This is a genomic window from Streptomyces luteosporeus (genome assembly GCF_039532865.1).
Lineage (GTDB): Bacteria > Actinomycetota > Actinomycetes > Streptomycetales > Streptomycetaceae > Streptomyces > Streptomyces luteosporeus.
The window spans coordinates 45,434-62,726 of record NZ_BAAASL010000019.1; the positions used below are offsets into that span (position 1 = coordinate 45,434).

General features: G+C 72.2%; 14 protein-coding genes. 7 read left to right on the forward strand and 7 right to left on the reverse strand.

Annotated elements, in window-relative coordinates; translation table 11 throughout:
- Positions 1-20 precede the first annotated feature (20 nt).
- The 3 genes from phsA to ABD361_RS23150 all read right to left on the reverse strand — a co-directional run bounded on the left by phsA (position 21) and on the right by ABD361_RS23150 (position 5,816).
- Positions 21-1,808, reverse strand: coding sequence for an O-aminophenol oxidase PhsA (gene phsA / locus ABD361_RS23140; protein WP_344437463.1), 1,788 nt, complete (start codon positions 1,806-1,808; stop codon positions 21-23).
- 101 nt (positions 1,809-1,909) lie between these two features.
- On the reverse strand, positions 1,910-3,373 hold the full coding sequence (locus tag ABD361_RS23145) for a glycoside hydrolase family 47 protein (RefSeq protein WP_344437465.1): 1,464 nt from the start codon (positions 3,371-3,373) through the stop codon (positions 1,910-1,912).
- A 127-nt stretch (positions 3,374-3,500) separates the two neighbouring features.
- Complete coding sequence (locus ABD361_RS23150; protein WP_344437467.1) at positions 3,501-5,816, reverse strand: MMPL family transporter; 2,316 nt, start codon at positions 5,814-5,816, stop codon at positions 3,501-3,503.
- Between the two features lie 252 nt (positions 5,817-6,068).
- Between ABD361_RS23150 and ABD361_RS23155 the strand changes: the two genes are divergently transcribed.
- The 7 genes from ABD361_RS23155 to ABD361_RS23185 all read left to right on the forward strand — a co-directional run bounded on the left by ABD361_RS23155 (position 6,069) and on the right by ABD361_RS23185 (position 14,888).
- Positions 6,069-6,449 carry a VOC family protein gene (locus tag ABD361_RS23155; protein ID WP_344437470.1) on the forward strand — a complete coding sequence of 127 codons (381 nt, stop codon included), beginning with the start codon at positions 6,069-6,071 and terminating at the stop codon, positions 6,447-6,449.
- A gap of 104 nt (positions 6,450-6,553) precedes the next feature.
- Complete coding sequence (locus ABD361_RS23160) at positions 6,554-6,949, forward strand: rodlin (RefSeq protein WP_344437472.1); 396 nt, start codon at positions 6,554-6,556, stop codon at positions 6,947-6,949.
- A 326-nt stretch (positions 6,950-7,275) separates the two neighbouring features.
- Positions 7,276-8,754, forward strand: a complete 1,479-nt coding sequence (locus tag ABD361_RS23165; protein WP_344437474.1) for an amino acid permease — start codon at positions 7,276-7,278, stop codon at positions 8,752-8,754.
- Positions 8,755-9,073: 319 nt separating this feature from the next.
- Entirely contained in the window at positions 9,074-9,715 is a 642-nt protein-coding gene (locus ABD361_RS23170; protein WP_344437476.1) for a hypothetical protein, read from the forward strand.
- Positions 9,716-10,238: 523 nt separating this feature from the next.
- The gene (locus ABD361_RS23175; RefSeq protein ID WP_344437478.1) at positions 10,239-12,296 is read left to right on the forward strand and encodes a phosphocholine-specific phospholipase C; all 2,058 of its coding nucleotides are present in this window, start codon (positions 10,239-10,241) and stop codon (positions 12,294-12,296) included.
- Between the two features lie 169 nt (positions 12,297-12,465).
- Entirely contained in the window at positions 12,466-13,509 is a 1,044-nt protein-coding gene (locus tag ABD361_RS23180) for an alpha/beta hydrolase (RefSeq protein ID WP_344437480.1), read from the forward strand.
- Between the two features lie 233 nt (positions 13,510-13,742).
- Positions 13,743-14,888: a L,D-transpeptidase family protein gene (locus tag ABD361_RS23185; RefSeq protein WP_344437482.1), complete on the forward strand. Its 1,146-nt coding sequence runs from the start codon at positions 13,743-13,745 to the stop codon at positions 14,886-14,888.
- 40 nt (positions 14,889-14,928) lie between these two features.
- Here ABD361_RS23185 and ABD361_RS23190 read toward each other — a convergent pair whose 3' ends face one another.
- The 4 genes from ABD361_RS23190 to ABD361_RS23205 all read right to left on the reverse strand — a co-directional run bounded on the left by ABD361_RS23190 (position 14,929) and on the right by ABD361_RS23205 (position 17,273).
- Positions 14,929-15,231 carry a hypothetical protein gene (locus ABD361_RS23190; RefSeq protein ID WP_344437484.1) on the reverse strand — a complete coding sequence of 101 codons (303 nt, stop codon included), beginning with the start codon at positions 15,229-15,231 and terminating at the stop codon, positions 14,929-14,931.
- A 98-nt stretch (positions 15,232-15,329) separates the two neighbouring features.
- Positions 15,330-15,680 (reverse strand): hypothetical protein, encoded by a 351-nt coding sequence (locus ABD361_RS23195; RefSeq protein WP_344437486.1) that lies wholly within the window; start codon positions 15,678-15,680, stop codon positions 15,330-15,332.
- A gap of 216 nt (positions 15,681-15,896) precedes the next feature.
- On the reverse strand, positions 15,897-16,613 hold the full coding sequence (locus tag ABD361_RS23200) for a YqeB family protein (protein WP_344437488.1): 717 nt from the start codon (positions 16,611-16,613) through the stop codon (positions 15,897-15,899).
- A gap of 63 nt (positions 16,614-16,676) precedes the next feature.
- A complete protein-coding gene (locus ABD361_RS23205) occupies positions 16,677-17,273 on the reverse strand; it encodes a TetR/AcrR family transcriptional regulator (RefSeq protein WP_344437490.1) in 597 nt (198 codons plus the stop codon).
- Positions 17,274-17,293 lie beyond the last annotated feature (20 nt).

Below are 17,293 nucleotides of genomic sequence, written 5' to 3' on the forward strand. Positions count from 1 at the left end.
CTGGTCGACGGCCGAGGGATTCAGCCACCGTGACCGGCGTGGTGGGGGTGGCCCTCCGCACCGCCGTGGTGGAACCGCATGACCTCCGGCGGCATCACCACGAACGGCCGCATCATCCCCATGTCCTCGTGCTCCAGCAGGTGGCAGTGGTACATGAAGCGGCCCTTGGCGCCGTGGAAGCGGCCCAGCACGCTCACCATCTGCCCGGCCGGCACCAGGACGGTGTCCTTCCAGCCCGCCTCGGTCTGCGCCACGGGCACCGTGCCGGTGTGCTGCAGCGGGGTGCGCGTGCCGCCCAGTGCCGGGTCGAAGGCGGTGCCCGCCGGGTACAGATCGCGGCGCAGGATCTGGAAGTCCACCAGGTGGATGTGCATGGGGTGGTCCGGGCCGCCCAGGTTCACGAAGCTCCACTGCTCCCAGGCGTCGTGCTCGACCATGTAGCCGAGCGCGTCGTCGAAGGCCCGGGCGCCCCTGACGTACGTGCGCAGCGTGCCGTCGGCGCCCTGCAGCTGGATCACGCCCGTGGCGGGCGCGGTCACCGAGCCGTCGGTCACCGGGTGCATCTCCCACAGCTCGGGGTGGGCGCTGCCGTCCGTGCCGGGCGGGGTGATGACGACCAGCCGGTGGCCGTGTCCGGGAGCGTCGTCGTGGGTGATCCGCCGGAAGGACGGCGAGAGCACCTGCGGCAGCACGAAGGAGTCGCCCGCCGGTGCGGCCCCCACGCGGAACTGCATCACCTGCGGGTGGCGCACGCCCGCGGTGACGTCCACCAGCCGCAGCCTGCGGCCGCGCAGGGCGCGGAAGTCGGCCAGCAGGTCGATCCGCTCGGCGGGCGCCACCGGCAGGGGTGCGTCCAGTGCGAGCGGCCGCGGCAGCAGCCCGCCGTCCGTGCCGATCTGCCACAGCACCCCCTCCACCGGCTGCCCGCTCTCGTCGTCCACCAGCGCCAGCCGGTAGCCGCGCGCGTTCGCGGCGTTGAGCAGGCGGAAGCGGTACCAGCGGGCACCGACGTCCAGGTGCGGCCAGATGACGCCGTTGACCAGGGTGTACGGGCCGGTGAACGCCCGGGTGACGTTCCGCCCGTGCGCGTCCTGCCCGAGCACCACCGTCTTGTGCAGCAGGGCGCCGGTCAGCCGGCCGTCCTCGTCCTGGTCGAGGTTGCGGTCCTGCAGGATCAGCGGGATCTCCCGCTCGCCGCGGGGCAGCCGCAGCGCGTCCTCCTCCTCGTCGCGCACGAGGTACATCCCGGCCAGGCCCGCGAAGACGTTCCAGCGGGTGATGTCCATGGCGTGGTCGTGGTACCACCAGGCCACCGCCGGGTGGTCGTTGGGATACTCCGACAGCTGGCTGTCGCCGGGCGAGACCGCGTTCTCCGCCCAGCCGTCGTTGCCGCCGCCGGTGCGCGCGCCGTGCACGTGCGTGACCGCCCACGGCGGCAGCGCGGCCACGCCCGCCAGCGGCTGGGCGCCGCCGCGGCCGGGCACGTCGGCCGGGTCGGGTGCGCCCGGCGTGGGCTGCACCTCCACGGCCACGACCGGGTGCGGCCCGGTCAGCCGGTTGGTCCAGGCCACGCGCAGCCGCCGGCCGCGGCGCACCTCGATCGTCGGCCCCGGGAAGTGGCCCTCGTAGGTCCACATGCGGGTGGGCGGCAGCTGGGAGTGCAGCCGCACCCAGGTGGTGGTCAGTTCGATCTCGATGCCGCGCAGCGCCTCGGCCCGGCCCGGCCGCAGCACCGGCGGCACGCGCAACGCGTCGAGGAAGGGTACGAGCTCGGCAACGGCTTCCTGTTTGGTGACAGCAGTGGACATGCCACGACCCCCGTGGATTCCCCCGTACCGCCGGCCGTCTCCGGCGGCAGCTCTCGCCCCACAGGACGCCGTCAGGGGCGCCGCGGTTGCCTGATCACGCGTCAGGACCGGCTGCGGCGCAGCCCGCGCAGGACCTTGCCCTCGGTGCTGAGGTAGCCGTTGCGGTAGTCGAAGCGCGGGGTGCCGGAGAACAGCAGGTAGAGCCACTTGAAGTTCTCGGCGAAGACGTACGCGGGGCAGTGGTCGCCCTTGGTCATGGGGCGGCGGGTGAGGTCGGTGACCACGGCGTAGCCGCCGTCGACGCGGTGGTGTTCGCGCAGGTTCTCGAAGTACCGCCAGGCGGTCCGGCGGTAATAGGGGTCACCGGTCTGCCAGTACAGCTCGAAGGCGCAGTTGGCGTACTCCGGGCGCAGCAGGTTGCGCCGGTCCAGCGCGGCGAGCCGGCCGTAGTCGATCAGCTCGGGGATCACCTCGTACTTCTCCAGCACGGCCGTCCACGAGCGGTAGTAGTCCGCGGCCAGGGAGTTGGCGCCGCCCACCGGCAGGATCGCCACGGCCAGGGAGGACTGGCGGCGGCCGAGTGCCTCCCCGGTGCGGAAGTCGACGTGGCGGAACCACAGCCGGCCGTCCACCCGCTCGGCCTGGTAGCGCTCCAGGGAGGCGGCGAACAGGCGGAACCAGTCACGGCAGTCCCGGTCGCCGAACATCTCCCAGGCGCCCCACAGGTATTCGTAGAAGGAGTCCACGGGCGGGTCGACGCCGATGCCCTCGCGGTCGGTCCACTCGCCGGTCTCCACGTTCATGACGGAGGCGATCAGGTCCAGGGAGGAGCGCCGCTCCACCACCGCGCCCAGGGCCCGCTTGGCGGCCCGCCGGTAGCGCGCGTCGCCGGTCAGCTCGGAGAGCACCCCGAACTCCAGGATGTTGGTGCCGATCTCCGCCACCGGAAGGACGGTGCCCGAGACCCGGCCGGTGCGCAGGTTCACGAAGCGGTAGGGCATGCCGGTCGGCGAGCGGGTGAAGGCCGGCAGCATCCGGTCGGCGAGGTCGGCGGCCAGCTCCAGCAGGGTGCGCACCCCGGTGGCGGCGTACCCCGCCAGCAGCCCGCCCACCAGCCGGATCGTGGCCTCGAAGACCTGGAAGTCGGCGTCGAGGTCGAAGTCCAGCCGGTCCTCGATCCACTCCAGGCACTCCTCGACCTCGGCGTCCAGCCCCATCACGTACAGGGTGTCGAGCGCCTCGATGATCGACAGGCCCACCGGCCGGCCGCGGGCGAAGAACTCCTGGTGCCCGCCGGAGAGCGGCAGCAGCTCGTCGTGGCCCCAGGCGTGGCGCTTGTAGCCCTGCCAGGCGTGCACGAACTCCGCGCGGATCTCGCGCGCGCGGTCCGGATCGGGATCCACGGCCCGGGTGGTCATGTGCCCCCGGGTGCCGCCCGCCGGCGGCCCCGGCTCGGCCGCGGCACGCGCCACCGGACCGCCGACCGTGCCCAGACCGCCGGCGGCCGCGAGGGCGCAGAGCAGTCGGCGGCGGGTCGGCCGTGCCGCGAGTGAAGTGCTGATCATGACACGCAGGCCCTCCTGACCACCGGCCCCGGACCGCGGGCCGTGATCGCAGTATGGGGCCGGGGGACGGCCGTCCCCGGCAGGCGCGGCGGATTTCACCCCGTGCAGGCGCTCATCCCGGTGCCGCTCAGCGCACGGGCGTCCGCCCGGGCGCGGGCGCCGGGCGTGCGCCCAGGGCCGCGCCGGGGGCGCCCGGGCCGCCGCGGCGGCGGGCGCCGGGCCACCAGTTGGCGCGGCCGGCCAAGGACATCACGGCGGGCACCAGCAGCGCCCGCACCAGCGTGCAGTCCAGCAGGACGGCCACGGCCAGCCCGAAGCCCATCAGCTGCAGCATCACCAGGTCGCAGGCGGCCAGGGAGGCCATGACGACGGCGAAGACCAGCGCGGCGGAGGTGAACAGGCGTGCGGTGCGCTGCAGTCCGACGGCGACCGCCGTCCGCGTGGGCGTACCGCGCCGGTGCTCCTCCAGGATGCGCGAGAGGAGGAACACCTCGTAGTCCATGGACAGCCCGAAGGCCGTGCAGAACATCACCGCCGGAATGATCACGTCGGTGGTGGGCGGCCCGTGCAGGGGGCCCAGCAGCGCCTCCAGGCGGCCCTGCTGGAAGACCGCGACGATGACGCCGAACGTCGCCGCCAGGCTCAGCGCGTTGAGCAGCACGGCCTTCAAGGGCACCAGCACGCTGCGGGTGTAGACGAACAGCAGCACGAGCGTGGCGGCCACCGTCAGGGCCACGGCGGCCGGCAGCCGGGTGCCCAGCGCGTCCTCGGTGTCGGTCAGCAGCGCTCCCGGGCCGCCGACCAGGGCCGCCCGCGTCGGGGCCGGCTCCCCGCGCAGCCGCTGCGTCAGCAGCCGGCCGTCCGGGGACAGGGCGGAGGCGGCGCTCGGCGTCACCCTCAGCCAGGTGCCGGCCGGGCCGGTGAACCCGGCCGCCCACGGCCCGCCCGAGCCGACGTGCCGGCCGCCGCGGTAGACCCCGGTCGCGGTGCTCACCTGGCGCACGCCCGGCAGCAGGGACACCCGCCTGGCGTAGGCGTCCACCGCCGCGGTCGCGCGTGCCGGCGCAGGCCGGGCCGCGCGCGCGGCCCGCTCCTGCACCGGGGGAGCGGCCCCCGGCCCCGCCACGCGCACGCCCGGCAGGACGACGCTCGCGGCGCTGTCGCCGTCCCCGGCGAAGCCGGTGCGCAGCCGCTGCGAGGCCCGGGCCACCGGCGAGGAGGGGGGAAGGATCCGGTCGTCGTACATCCCGAACCGGGCCTGGGCGCCGGGCGCCGCCAGCAGCCCGAGCAGCAGCAGGGTGCCCAGGGCGACCGCGGCGGGCCGCCGGGTGACCCACATCGCCAGCCGGTACCAGCGGCCCTCGGCCACCGTGCGGTCCGCCCCGCGGCGCCAGCGGGCGAACAGGTCGTAGCGGTTGACCCGCTCGCCCAGCAGCACCAGCAGCACCGGCAGCAGCACCAGGGCACCGGCGGCCGAGCACAGCGCCACCGCCGCCCCGCCCAGGGCCAGCGACCGCGTCAGTGGCAGCGGGAAGACCAGCAGGGCACCCAGGGCCGCGGCCACGGTGGTCGCCGAACAGGCCACCGCGCGGCCCGCGGTGGCCAGCACCCGCTCGGCGGCCCGCACCGGGCTCGCGCCGGCGGCGAGTTCCTCCCGGTAGCGGCTGACCATCAGCAGGCAGTAGTCGACGGCCAGGCCGAAGCCCAGGGCGGTGGCGATGTTCAGGACGAACACCGAGACGGTCGTCACTTCGCTCAGCAGCCGCAGCAGCGCGGTGGTGGTGACGACGGCGAACGCGCCGACCGCGACCGGCAGCAGGGCCGCCACCAGACTGCCGAAGACCCACAGCATGATGAGCAGGACCAGCGGGGCGATGACGATCTCGGCGATCATGGCCCCGCGGGTGCTCAGGCGCTCCATCTCGGCCGACAGCGCCGCCTCGCCGGTGACCGAGACCCGCAGCGCTCCCGCGCGCCCGCTCTCGCGCGCGGTGATCGCCTTGGCCGCCGCCAGCACGGCCTTCTCGTCCCCGCGGAACCGTACGGCCACCGCGGCGCTGCGCCCGTCGCGGCTGCGCAGCTCCGCGAGGGAGTGCGGCCAGTAGCCGCGCACCCACGCGGTGCGCGGGTCGCGGGCGAGGCGGTCGCTCAGCGCCCGGCCCTCGCGGGTGGCGGCGGGCGCGTCGACGCCCTGCGGCGCCGTGGCCACCAGCACCAGGTGCGGCTGGCCGGCGCCGAAGCGGGTGGCGAGGAAGGCGTCGGCCCGGCTGGAGGGCGCGTCGGCCGGTGTCCAGCCGCCGGGGGCCAGGCGCTCACCGACGCCGTGGCCGCCGACGGCGGCGGCGAGGGCCACCAGGCACAGGGCGAGGAGCAGGCCCACGGCGCGGCGCGGAGTGCGCAGGGCGGGGGAGAGGGGGAACCGCTGGGTCCGGTGGAGGAGCATCACGGGCGTCCTTCGCGGATTCGGGCGGGCCGAGGGAGGCGGCGGGGCCGAGGGGGCAAGCGTATTAATAAATGCTCATCAGATCGGCATTTGCCGCATTACGGGCGCGGCGTAGTCGGATCCGCCCTCCGGCCCGGGCGGTCGGGCGTAGGTCCAACGTCCGATGTGAGGGGTCGTCAATCCGCGTAGTGTCATGGGTGCAAACAAGGGGCAACCCTTACAGCAGGGTGACTCACCGATCGAGGAGCAGCCGTGAACGTCCATCTCGACCACACCGTCATCAACAGCACCCACCGCTTCGAGGCCGCCCGGTTCCTGACCGGGTTGCTCGGCGCTGCCGACCCGGAGGTCAACGGTCCGTTCGCGGCCGTGCGCCTGGAGGGCGGCGTGACCCTCGACTACGCCGACCACATCGTTCCGGCCCGGGAGATCGTGCAGCAGCACTTCTGCTTCCGGGTCACCGACGAGCACTTCGACGAGATCTTCGCCCGGGTCCAGGAGCGGGGGCTGGAGTACTGGGCCGACCCGTACCACCGCACGCCCGGCGAGATCAACCACCTCGCCGGCGGCCGCGGCTTCTACGTCCTCGACCCCGACGGCCACAACCTGGAGTTCCTCACGCGCACCCACTGAGGACTGGGGCGAACGAGTGAGTGTTCGGAACCAACACGGGGCGCCGCAGTTGGGCAGGGCGCCTTCCGCCCGGGAGGCGCAGACCTGACGCGAAGGGCAGGGCCGTGCTCCGCAAAGCTCTCACCACCGTCGCCCTCACGGCCACCGCCGTGGGGGCCGCCGCCGCCCCGGCGGTGGCGATCGACGACGACACGCCGGGCGCCAACGCCAATGGCGCCAGGACGGTGCACGGGGGGACGGTGACCGGCGGCGAGCGCAGCCCGCAGATGTCGGCGATCCAGAGCACCGCCGAGAAGCTGTGCGTCGGAGTGGGCGGGGCCGGGATCCAGTCGCTCCTGCTGTTGATCAACATCGGGATCCAGGACGTGCCCGTCCTCACCTCGCAGCAACAGCAGCAGTGCGCGGACAACTCCGAGATCAATGACGGTGACGATCCGTTGTCGCACCTGATCGAGCAGATCCCTGTGATCAGCGGAAACGGCTCCGGCAACCGCGGATGATCAATCGCGTAGCGTAACTGAACAGATAAATCAAGTTCCGGTTAACTCTTGACGCCGTGCTTACGCGCCTCTCACCATTCACGGCATGAACGTGTCCGACATCCGGTGCAGCGCCGCACGCCCGACGCCCTCGCGTCGCCGTGCCGGCGCTGCGGTTGTCGCGCGGTTAGCGCACCCGGCCTGACCGGCTGCTCCGCGTACGTTCCAGCTCCCCGCGAGCGGCATCGCCTGCCGCCCGCGGGTTCCGGGCGCACGAATGATCACCCCCACGATCGCCGCTTCGTGCCGCCCGGTCCTGCCCCCCTCCAAAGAAGGCGAAGCACTACATGAGTGACCGCACCCTCACTGCGGCCGACCCCCAGCTCGACGCGCCCGCTGCCGCGGCGTCCGCGCACGTCGACGCCGGCGACGCGGGCTACAGCAAGGACCTCAAGTCCCGCCACGTCAACATGATCGCCATCGGCGGCGCCATAGGCACCGGCCTCTTCCTCGGTGCCGGTGGCCGCCTCGCCAGCGCGGGCCCCTCCCTCTTCATCGCGTACGCCGTCTGCGGCCTCTTCGCCTTCTTCGTCGTGCGGGCACTGGGCGAGCTCGTGCTCTACCGCCCGTCCTCCGGCGCCTTCGTCTCCTACGCCCGTGAGTTCATGGGCGAGAAGGGCGCCTTCACCGCCGGCTGGCTCTACTTCCTGAACTGGGCCACCACCGGTATCGCCGACATCACGGCCGTCGCCACGTACACGCACTACTGGCACATGTTCAGCAGCATTCCGCAGTGGGTGCTCGCGCTGATCGCCCTGGCCGTCGTGCTCACGGTGAACCTCATCTCGGTGAAGTACTTCGGCGAGATGGAATTCTGGTTCGCGATCGTCAAGGTCGCGGCGATCACCATCTTCATGGTCGTCGGCATCTTCCTGCTGGCCAGCCAGCACAAGGTCGGCGACACCATGCCGGGCCTGTCCAACGTCATGGACCACGGCGGCATCTTCCCGACCGGCATCATGCCGATGCTGATGGTCATCCAGGGCGTCGTCTTCGCCTACGCCTCCGTCGAGCTGTGCGGCGTCGCCGCCGGTGAGACGAAGAACCCCGAGAAGATCATGCCGAAGGCGATCAACTCGATCATGTGGCGCGTGGGCCTGTTCTACGTCGGCTCGGTCATCCTGCTCGCGGTGCTGCTGCCATACACCGCCTACCACGCCGGCGAGAGCCCCTTCGTCACCGTCCTGTCCAAGATCGGCGTGCCGTACGCGGCCGGCGTGATGAACCTCGTCGTCCTGACCGCGGCCCTCTCCAGCCTGAACTCCGGCCTGTACTCCACCGGCCGCATCCTGCGCTCGATGGCCATGTCCGGCTCCGCGCCGAAGTTCACCGGCCTGATGAACAAGGGCCAGGTGCCCTACGGCGGCATCCTGCTCACCGCGTTCTTCTGCGTGCTGGGCGTGGGCCTGAACTTCGTGGTCCCGGCGGACGCCTTCGAGATCGTGCTGAACTTCGCCGCGATCGGCATCATCGGCACCTGGGGCATGATCATGGTCTGCTCCCTGCTGTTCTGGCGCCGCTCCAAGGACGGCCGGGTCACCCGCCCCGGGTACAAGCTGCCCTGGGCGCCCTACACCCAGATCGTCACGCTGGTCTTCCTGGCCGGTGTGCTGGGCCTGATGGCCTCCGAGCCGGGCGCCGGCCGCACCACGGTGCTGTGCCTGCCGCTGATCCTCGCGGCCCTCGTCGGCGGCTGGTTCCTCGTCCGCGGCCGTGTCGAGCGCACCAAGCGCGAGGCCGAGCCGCAGGCCGTGGAGGCCGGCTGAGTCCTCCCCACGGGCGGCGGTGACCCGCCGCCCGCAGGCCGCCCCCGGCGGGGTCCCCCGGCAACTGCCGGCGGGACACCGCCGGGGGCTTTTTCGTTCACCGGGGCAACCGAGTTTTTCCGCAGAATGTGACATTCGCAATTCCTCAATCGCCCGCAACCTGCTTCAATTCAAAGATCGGAATTCCCCGAATTCCCGCTCCGACCTGGGAAGCTTGCGTTTCCGGCCGGATAATGCTGTGGTTAAGGAGCGCCTAAACAAAGGCGTCCCACCTCGTCGAGAAAGACCTTGCCCTTTGCAGGTTGTTTGGAGCAACAACGTGGCCGCTCTGCCGTCGGAATCGTCCCTGACCGTCGTTCCCCCGCTGCGGGCGCCCCGTGCGCTCCGTCCCACCACCGCCCCCGCCGGCCGGCACGCCCGGCGCAAGCTCGGCCTGTACGACTCCTGGCGGACGGTCGGCGCCGCCGGCGCGGCCGTCTGCGTCGCCTGGGCCGCAGCCGTGTGGGTCGCCATGCACCTGCAGGCCGACGCCTCGCTGCACTCCGTGGCCCTGTTCGTCCACCTGTCGACCCTCGTGCTCGGCTTCGGCGCCGTCCTGGTGGCCGACTACTGGGGCCTGCTGTGGATGACCGGCCGCTGCACCCTCACCGAGGCCCTCAGCAGCACCAGCCGCCTGCACGTGCCCATCTGGGCCGGCCTCGCGGGCCTGGTCTTCAGCGGCCTCTTCCTGCACCCGAACCCCTTCGCGACGCCCACCCTGATCAAGATGGTGCTGGTCCTCGTGCTGACGCTGAACGGCCTGCAGGCGGGCCTGCTGGACCGCCGCATGGCCGAGCAGGCCGAGCGGCGCGCCGGCGGCCCGACCAACGCCCTGCTGGCCTGGGGCGGCGCCACGGCCGTCATCTCCCAGATCTGCTGGTGGGGCGCCGTGATCATCGGCTTCCGCAACAGCACCCGCTGAGCGGGCCCCCTCCACCGCACCGAAGGGCAGGCAGGCGCACCGGCGCCCCTGCCCTTCCGCATGCGCGGCAGGGACACGGCCCCGCGCCCCATGAGGGGCGCGGGGCCGTGTCGGTCTGCGGCTGCGGCTGCGGCCGTGTGGACGCGATCGGTCACCGGCGGCCTGCAGCCGGCACGCCGCCGCGGGGTCCGGGCGCAGCACGGCGCTTCGCCTGCGGGCGCGTCGTGGCTTGTCGCGCAGTTCCCCGCGCCCCTCACGGGGCGCCGTGGCCGCGGGACGAAGTCCTGCCGGACAGGCCCCAGGCGCGGCCGCGCCGCACCTCGGCGGCCTGCGCGCCCGCCGCGTGGCCGCGCAGGCGGTCCGGACCAGGCGGGCCAGCCGTCCGGGCCGCGCGCCGCTGATCTCGCTGTTCGCCCCGCGTACCGTGCCGCGTCACACGGCCGATACCAGACCTTCCCCGGCTCCGGATCCCCTTGGAACACTTCGCTGGCTTCCTTTCCTCACCCCAAGAGGTCATCCGGACATGGCAGAACTCAACCGGCGGCGCTTCCTGCAGATAGCCGGGGCCACCGCCGCCTTCTCGGCGCTCTCGGGCAGCATCGACCGCGCCGCGGCCATCCCCGCCAGACGGCGGACGGGCGGCATCCAGGACGTCGAGCACATCGTCGTCCTCATGCAGGAGAACCGTTCCTTCGACCACTACTTCGGCTCGCTCGCCGGAGTGCGCGGCTTCGGTGACCCCCGGCCCATGGTGCTCTCCGGCGGCAAGGACGTCTGGCACCAGAACTCCGGCGGCAAGGACGTGCTGCCCTACCGGCCGGACGCCGAGGACCTCGGCATGCAGTTCATCGAGGGCCTCAACCACGACTGGGCCGGCGGCCACAAGGCGTGGAACCAGGGGAAGTACGACCAGTGGATCCCTGCGAAGTCCGCCGGCACCATGGCCCACCTCACGCGCGAGGACATCCCCTTCCACTACGCCCTCGCCGACGCCTTCACGGTCTGCGACGCCTACCACTGCTCCTTCATCGGCGCCACCGACCCCAACCGCTACTACATGTGGACGGGCCACACCGGCAACGACGGCAAGGGCAAGGGCCCCGTCCTCGGCAACGAGGAGGCCGGCTACGCCTGGACGACCTATCCCGAGCGCCTGGAGAAGGCCGGCGTCTCCTGGAAGATCTACCAGGACGTCGGCAACGGCCTGGACGCCGCCGGCTCCTGGGGCTGGATCCAGGACGCCTACCGCGGCAACTACGGCGACAACTCGCTGCTGTACTTCGACCAGTTCCGCGGCGCCAAGCCGGGCGAGCCGCTGTACGAGAAGGCCCGCCGCGGCACCGACGTCGGCAAGGGCGACGGCTACTTCGACGTCCTCAAGGCCGACGTCGAGGCCGGCCGGCTCCCGCAGGTCTCCTGGATCGTCGCCCCCGAGGCCTTCTCCGAGCACCCGAACTGGCCGGCCAACTACGGCGCCTGGTACGTCTCCCAGGTCCTCGACGCCCTGACCGCGAATCCCGAGGTGTGGAGCAGGACCGCCCTGTTCCTCACCTACGACGAGAACGACGGCTACTTCGACCACGTCGCCCCGCCCTTCCCGCCCGCCTCCGCCGCCCAGGGCCGCTCCACCGTGGACGTCTCCCTCGACGTCTTCCGCGGCAACGCCCACTACGCGGCCGGCCCCTACGGTCTCGGCCAGCGCGTGCCCATGCTCGTCGTCTCGCCCTGGAGCACCGGCGGCTTCGTCTGCTCCGAGACCTTCGACCACACCTCGATCATCCGCTTCATGGAGCAGCGCTTCGGCGTGGCCGAGCCCAACATCTCGCCCTGGCGCCGGGCCGTGTGCGGCGACCTGACCTCCGCCTTCGACTTCAGCCTCAGCAAGCCCCGGCCCGCCTCGCTGCCGGACACTGCCGGCTATGTACCCAAGGACCACCAGCGGCACGACAGCTACGTGCCCAAGCCGCCGGCCACACCGAGCCTGCCGGTGCAGGAACGCGGCACCCGCCCCACCCGCCCGCTGCCGTACGCCCCGCTGGTCGACGGCACGGCGACGCCCTCCACCGGGCGTTTCACGCTCACCTTCAGCGGGGGAGAGGCGGCCGGCGCCTGCTTCACCGTCGCCTCCGGCAACCGCACCGACGGCCCGTGGACGTACACCGCGGAGGCGGGCAAGAAGATCTCCGACACCTGGAACACCGCCTACTCCCACGGCGTCTACGACCTGACCGCCTACGGTCCCAACGGCTTCCTGCGCACCTTCCGCGGCTCCGGCACCACGGCCGGACCGGAGGTCACCGCCCGGCACGACGCCCGCACCGGCGGCCTGGAGCTGACCGTGACCAACGCGGGCAGCGGCACCTGCCGGCTGACCGTCGCCAACGCCTACGGTGGCGCCCGCCGGACCCTCACGGTGCGCGCGGGCGGCCGCGCCGTGCACCACCTCGACCTGCACCACGGCAAGCGCTGGTACGACGTGACGGTCACCTGCGAGGGGGACGCCACGTACCTGCGCCGCTTCGCCGGACACGTGGAGAACGGCGAGAACGGGGTGAGCGACCCGGCCATCGCCACGCACTGACCCCGCGGACGTCCGGACCGTCCCGCCGCACCCGCGGTCGGGACGGTCCGGTGCTTTTTGACCGTTGTGTGACGAGAGGAACCCCTGCCGTCACGCGTGACATCACCACTTCCGGAAACACGTTCATGGCGCCCCGGTCGGGGCGCAGCAAGACCCCTGGAGTGTCGTGATGCCCCTCTCGCGCCGCAGGCGCCGGCTCTGGCTGGTGGCCCCTCTGGCCGTCCTCGCTCTGGTGGCCTGGCCGGTGCTGAATTTCTTCGGCGTCTTCTCCGACAAGGGCGACCCCGTCGACTTCGGCAAGGGCGGCGGCAAGGGCGCCGCGGGGACGCTGATGCCCACGGGTCCGCAGGCCGACTTCCGGGTGGAGAACACGCTGGGGGACGGCACCAAGATCGCCCGTACCACGCTGCACGGCAAGAAGTCCGGCTTCACCGGCGACGTGTGGGTCTGGGCGCCCGAGCAGTACAAGGAAGCCCAGTACGCCAACAGCGGCTTCCCCGTGCTCATCGCGCTGCCGGGCGGCGCGGGCTACCCCAGGAACTACTGGATGGGCACCAACCTCAAGCTGCAGTCCTCCATCGCCACGTGGTCCAAGGAGGGCACGTCCCTGCCCTTCATCGTGGTCATGCCCGTGCTCAACCCCGAGAACCACGACGAGGACCCCAAGGACCCCGAGCTCGGCCGGTACTGGGACGGCAGTGACATCCCCGGCCAGCCGAAGATGGGCACGTGGCTCACCGAGGACGTCCCCGACCTCGTCAAGGCCAACTTCCGGACGCTGACCTCCCGCGACGGCTGGGCGTTCATGGGCTCGTCCACCGGCGGCTTCGCGGGCCTGAAGTCCGTTCTGAAGAACCCCGACAAGTTCAAGGCCGTCATCGCCTCCGGCCCCGACACCGTCCCCGACTCCCTGCTGTGGAGCGGCCACGAGAAGGAGAAGCAGGAGAACAACCCGGAGAAGCTCGCCCCGCAGCTCATCGCCCGCAAGGGCCCGGACGTCTACCTCGCCTTCCAGGTCGGCACCAAGGAGAAGAAGGCGATGGCCGCGGCCAAGAAGTTCATCGCCTCGTACGGGAACAAGGGCCCCGTCCACACCATGCTGCGGGAGATACCGGACGGCGAGCACAACGCCGCCACGTACGTCCCCAGCATGGGCGAGGGGCCCATCCAGTGGATCAGCCGGCACATGCAGGGCCCCACGCCGGCCCCGTGACGGACGGTCCGCCGGCGCTCCCGCCCCACCGCCGCAGACAAATGTTTCTTTCTGCGTGCAACCGTCCAAGCGCACAGATCATCTGTAGAGGTGTGGTGGGGGCGCCGCCGGACTGTTCGGACATCGTGCGGCGGTTCGGCTGTGGGCGTGTCCGCCGCGAAGCTCACGACACTGTCAGACAGCTAGAAAGGTCGACTCACGTGCACGTCGGATCGGGCCGTCGCACCGCCCTGGTGGCATCCGCTCTTCTGGGCTCCATCGCCCTCACCGCCTGCTCCGGGGGCTCCGGCGGTGCGGACGCCGGGCCCGAGGCCAAGGTGACCGTCACCCCCGGCGGCGGCCAGGACGTCGCACTCGGCTCGCCGATATCCGTCAAGGCCGACGGCGGCCGGCTCACCGGCGTCGAGGTCAAGGACGACAAGGGCAACGCGGTCACGGGCAAGCTGGCCGGTGACGGCTCCGCGTGGACCTCCGACGGCAAGGTCGCCCCGAAGACCACGTACACCGTGCACACCAAGGCCAAGGGCGGCAAGGACGGCAAGGGCAAGGAGTCGCAGACCACCGCCACCTTCACCACCCAGCAGGCGCCGAAGGTCAACAAGCTCACCAACACCCCCGGCAACGGCGAGACCGTCGGCACGGGCATGCCGGTCTCCATCCTCTTCGACCACCCTGTCGACGAGAGCAAGCGCGCCGAGATCGAGAAGTCCCTGACGGTCACCACCCAGCCGAAGGTGGAGGGCGCCTGGGGCTGGGTGAAGGACTGGTCCGGCCAGGACCGCATCGACTGGCGGCCCAAGGACTACTGGCCCACGGGCACCAAGGTCTCCGTCAACGGCAACCTCGCCGGCGTCGACTCCGGCGAGGGCGGCTGGTTCGCCCGCAACTACGCCTTCGGCTTCTCCATAGGCGCCGACCGCAAGGCCGTCATCGACGTCCCGGCCCACAAGTTGACGATGTACGAGAACGGCAAGGAGGTCGGCCACATCATGGGCTCCGCCGGCTCCCCGACCGACCCCACCCGCGGCGGCATCCACACCGTGCGCAGCAAGAACGCCGCCGAGACCATGGATTCCTCCACCATCGGCCACGGCAACGAGTGGATGCTGGACTCGAAGTGGGTCACCCACCTGACCGCGTCCGGCACCTTCCTGCACTCCGCACCCTGGAACAACTCCATCGGCGTGGAGAACAACAGCCACGGCTGCTTCGGCATGACCACGAGCGACGCCAAGAAGATCTACGACTTCCTGCTGATCGGCTCCACCGTCGAGGTGAAGAACACCACCAGCACCAAGAAGACGGAGGTCGGCAACGGCCTGGAGGTCTGGCAGGAGAGCTGGGAGCAGTGGCAGAAGCGCACCGCGCTGAAGAAGTGACCACGGCCGGGGCCGCGCACGGGCCCCGGTGACCGTGAGGTCAGCCGTCGGGGTTGGCCTCCAGGCACGTCAGCTCTATGTCGTCGATGAGCGCCTCGTGCGTCTTGCTGGTCAGGTGGGCGATGTTCTCGATGCCGACCGCCGTCCACCCGGCCAGGCTCATCACCAGCACCCGCAGCCCGTCGGTGCCGTGCCGGGCCAGGACGTCGTCGGCGACCGCCAGCGCCTCCTGGGGCACCCGCTCCGCGGGCTCGAGCCCCACGGTCCTGCGCATCAGGCCGATGGTGACGTAGGAGATCTCCGGCGCGATCGCCCGTAACCGCCGGTCCTCGTCCTCGTCCATGCGTCCTCTCCCTCCGCCGGCTGCCGCCGGTCGTCGCCGAGCACAGTAGGGCAGCCGGGCGGCCGGCGGGAGGGCGCCACCGCCGCCCCCGCCGGCGGTCAGCGGATCGTGACACAGGCACGGCCGTGCGGCACGGTCTTCTCCTCCAGGTGCTCGACGCCCTCGACGCAGATCCGGTCGGGGGCGGGCAGCCGCCGGCCCAGCGCCTGGGTGTAGCGCTGGCCGTGCCGCCAGTGCCGCAGGGCGCTGGTGGTGTTCAGCCCGGCCCCGTAGAGGTGGAAGTGCCCGAAGAAGTCGCCGTCGGGGGCCGGGGAGGCGGAGATCCTGGCGACGTACAGCCCGTTCCCCTCGACGAGGACACAGGTCCCGCCGTCGCACACCGACGCGTCGGCCCCGGCCGGCGCGGCCGTGAGGAACAGCAGGACGGCCGCGCCCGCGACAGCCGGCACCGACCGCACCCGGCGGCGTCGTCCTGCTGTACGGCGAAGTGCGGCGTGACGGCGTGCGGCGTGGCGGAGTGCTGCGGCGATGCGTCCCATCTCCTGCGTCCCTCGGCTCGGCGGTCGGTGCTCGGTCGTGATCAGCACACGCTCGCGGGGCGGCACCCGTCGCCGCAACCGGCTCCGCCGGTCTTCACCCGGTCGCAGTAACCCCCGCCCCGGCCGTCACGCGCCGTCGGCCTCGCCGCCGCTGCGCCGCCAGTCCTGGCGCCGGCCCTCCTCCCGCACGACGATCCCCATCGCGCCGAGGTCCGCGCGCAGTTGCTCCGCGTCCTCGTGACGGCTCTTGCCGAGCGCGTGGGCGCGGGCCCGCAACAGGGCGTGGGCGGCGGGGGAGAGGGCCGGGTCGCCCGCGATCCAGCGCCGGAAGGCGGCACGGTGCGGATCCCCGTCCGGCTGCCAGGGCCAGCCGTGCCGCGTGAACGCCGCCTCGAACGCCTCGACCGAGAACTCGCCGGATATCCGGGCCACTTCCTGTGTGCCGCCGCCCAGCAGCACGATCCGCTTGCCGTCCCGGAACACCGCGGCAACCGCGTCGCGCGGCACCGTGCGCGTGTGCCCGTTCCGGGTGAAGGACACCTGCTTGCCGTCCATGACGGCGGTGACGTACTCGCGCTCGGTGAGCAGCGCCAGGCCCCCGCCCGCGGCCAGCCCGAGGACGACCGCCCCGATCGTGGCGTACGGCTCCGGCACGGAGGCCACCAGTTTGAACGGGCCGTGCAGCGGCGCCCAGGGCAGCGACGCCACCCAGCCCGCCGACGCCTTGAGCAACCACGCGACGGCGGCCCCCAGGAGCGGGAGGACGCTCCAGAGGAAGACGCGCTCCCCGGGCGTGGGGCCGAGCAGACTGCGGCCGTCGGCCGGTGGGTCGTACGAAGCCATGGCGGTACATCGCCTTTCGTCGTCGTGGTCTCGTCAGGGTCGTGCCGTGGTGCGCGCTGGTGCTCAGGACGGTGCGCGGCCCGTCAGCCAGGCGACGATCCGGCGCAGCTCGGCCGCGTGCGCCACGGGATCGAAGCCCGGCTCCCCGGCGCCGAGATAGCCGGAGTCGACGAGCCGGTGGATCCACCCGGCCACCCGCGCGGGGGCGAAGAGCGGGGTCCGGCCCGCCGCGGCCAGTCGCTGCACCAGCGTGGTGAGTGCGGCGCGCGTACGGGCCTCGTCCGCGGCGACCAGCCGGGCGAACTCCTCGTCCCGGTTCACCTCGAACAACACCGCCGCGGCCAGGCCCGGCACCAGCGGGTCGCCGAGATCGGCCAGCAGATGCTCCAGCAGCGCGTCCAGCCCCGCGGCCGGGTCCCCGAGGTCCAGGGCCTGCCGGCAGGCGGCGGCGTTCTTCTCGAAGTCGTCGCCGAAGAGCGCGTGGAAGATCGCGCGCTTGGTGGCGAAGTAGTGGAAGAGCGTGCCCGAGCCGATGCCGGCCCGGCGGCAGATCCGGGCGGTGGAGGTGCCGTCCACCCCGTGCGTGGCGAACTCCACCGCGGCGGCGTACAGGATCGCCGCCCGCTTGCGGGCGTGCTGTTCGGGATCGACCGTGCGCATCGCCCAATAATAGAGCAGCT

What these genes read in the sequence shown, in the direction of transcription:
- phsA (WP_344437463.1), bottom strand. Translation starts at nt 1,808, where the DNA reads ATGTCCACTGCTGTCACCAAACAGGAAGCCGTTGCCGAGCTCGTACCC.
- ABD361_RS23150 (WP_344437467.1), bottom strand. Translation starts at nt 5,816, where the DNA reads ATGCTCCTCCACCGGACCCAGCGGTTCCCCCTCTCCCCCGCCCTGCGC.
- ABD361_RS23190 (WP_344437484.1), bottom strand. Translation starts at nt 15,231, where the DNA reads ATGGACGAGGACGAGGACCGGCGGTTACGGGCGATCGCGCCGGAGATC.
- ABD361_RS23180 (WP_344437480.1), top strand. Translation starts at nt 12,466, where the DNA reads ATGCCCCTCTCGCGCCGCAGGCGCCGGCTCTGGCTGGTGGCCCCTCTG.
- ABD361_RS23175 (WP_344437478.1), top strand. Translation starts at nt 10,239, where the DNA reads ATGGCAGAACTCAACCGGCGGCGCTTCCTGCAGATAGCCGGGGCCACC.
- ABD361_RS23165 (WP_344437474.1), top strand. Translation starts at nt 7,276, where the DNA reads ATGAGTGACCGCACCCTCACTGCGGCCGACCCCCAGCTCGACGCGCCC.
- ABD361_RS23145 (WP_344437465.1), bottom strand. Translation starts at nt 3,373, where the DNA reads ATGATCAGCACTTCACTCGCGGCACGGCCGACCCGCCGCCGACTGCTC.
- ABD361_RS23205 (WP_344437490.1), bottom strand. Translation starts at nt 17,273, where the DNA reads ATGCGCACGGTCGATCCCGAACAGCACGCCCGCAAGCGGGCGGCGATC.
- ABD361_RS23200 (WP_344437488.1), bottom strand. Translation starts at nt 16,613, where the DNA reads ATGGCTTCGTACGACCCACCGGCCGACGGCCGCAGTCTGCTCGGCCCC.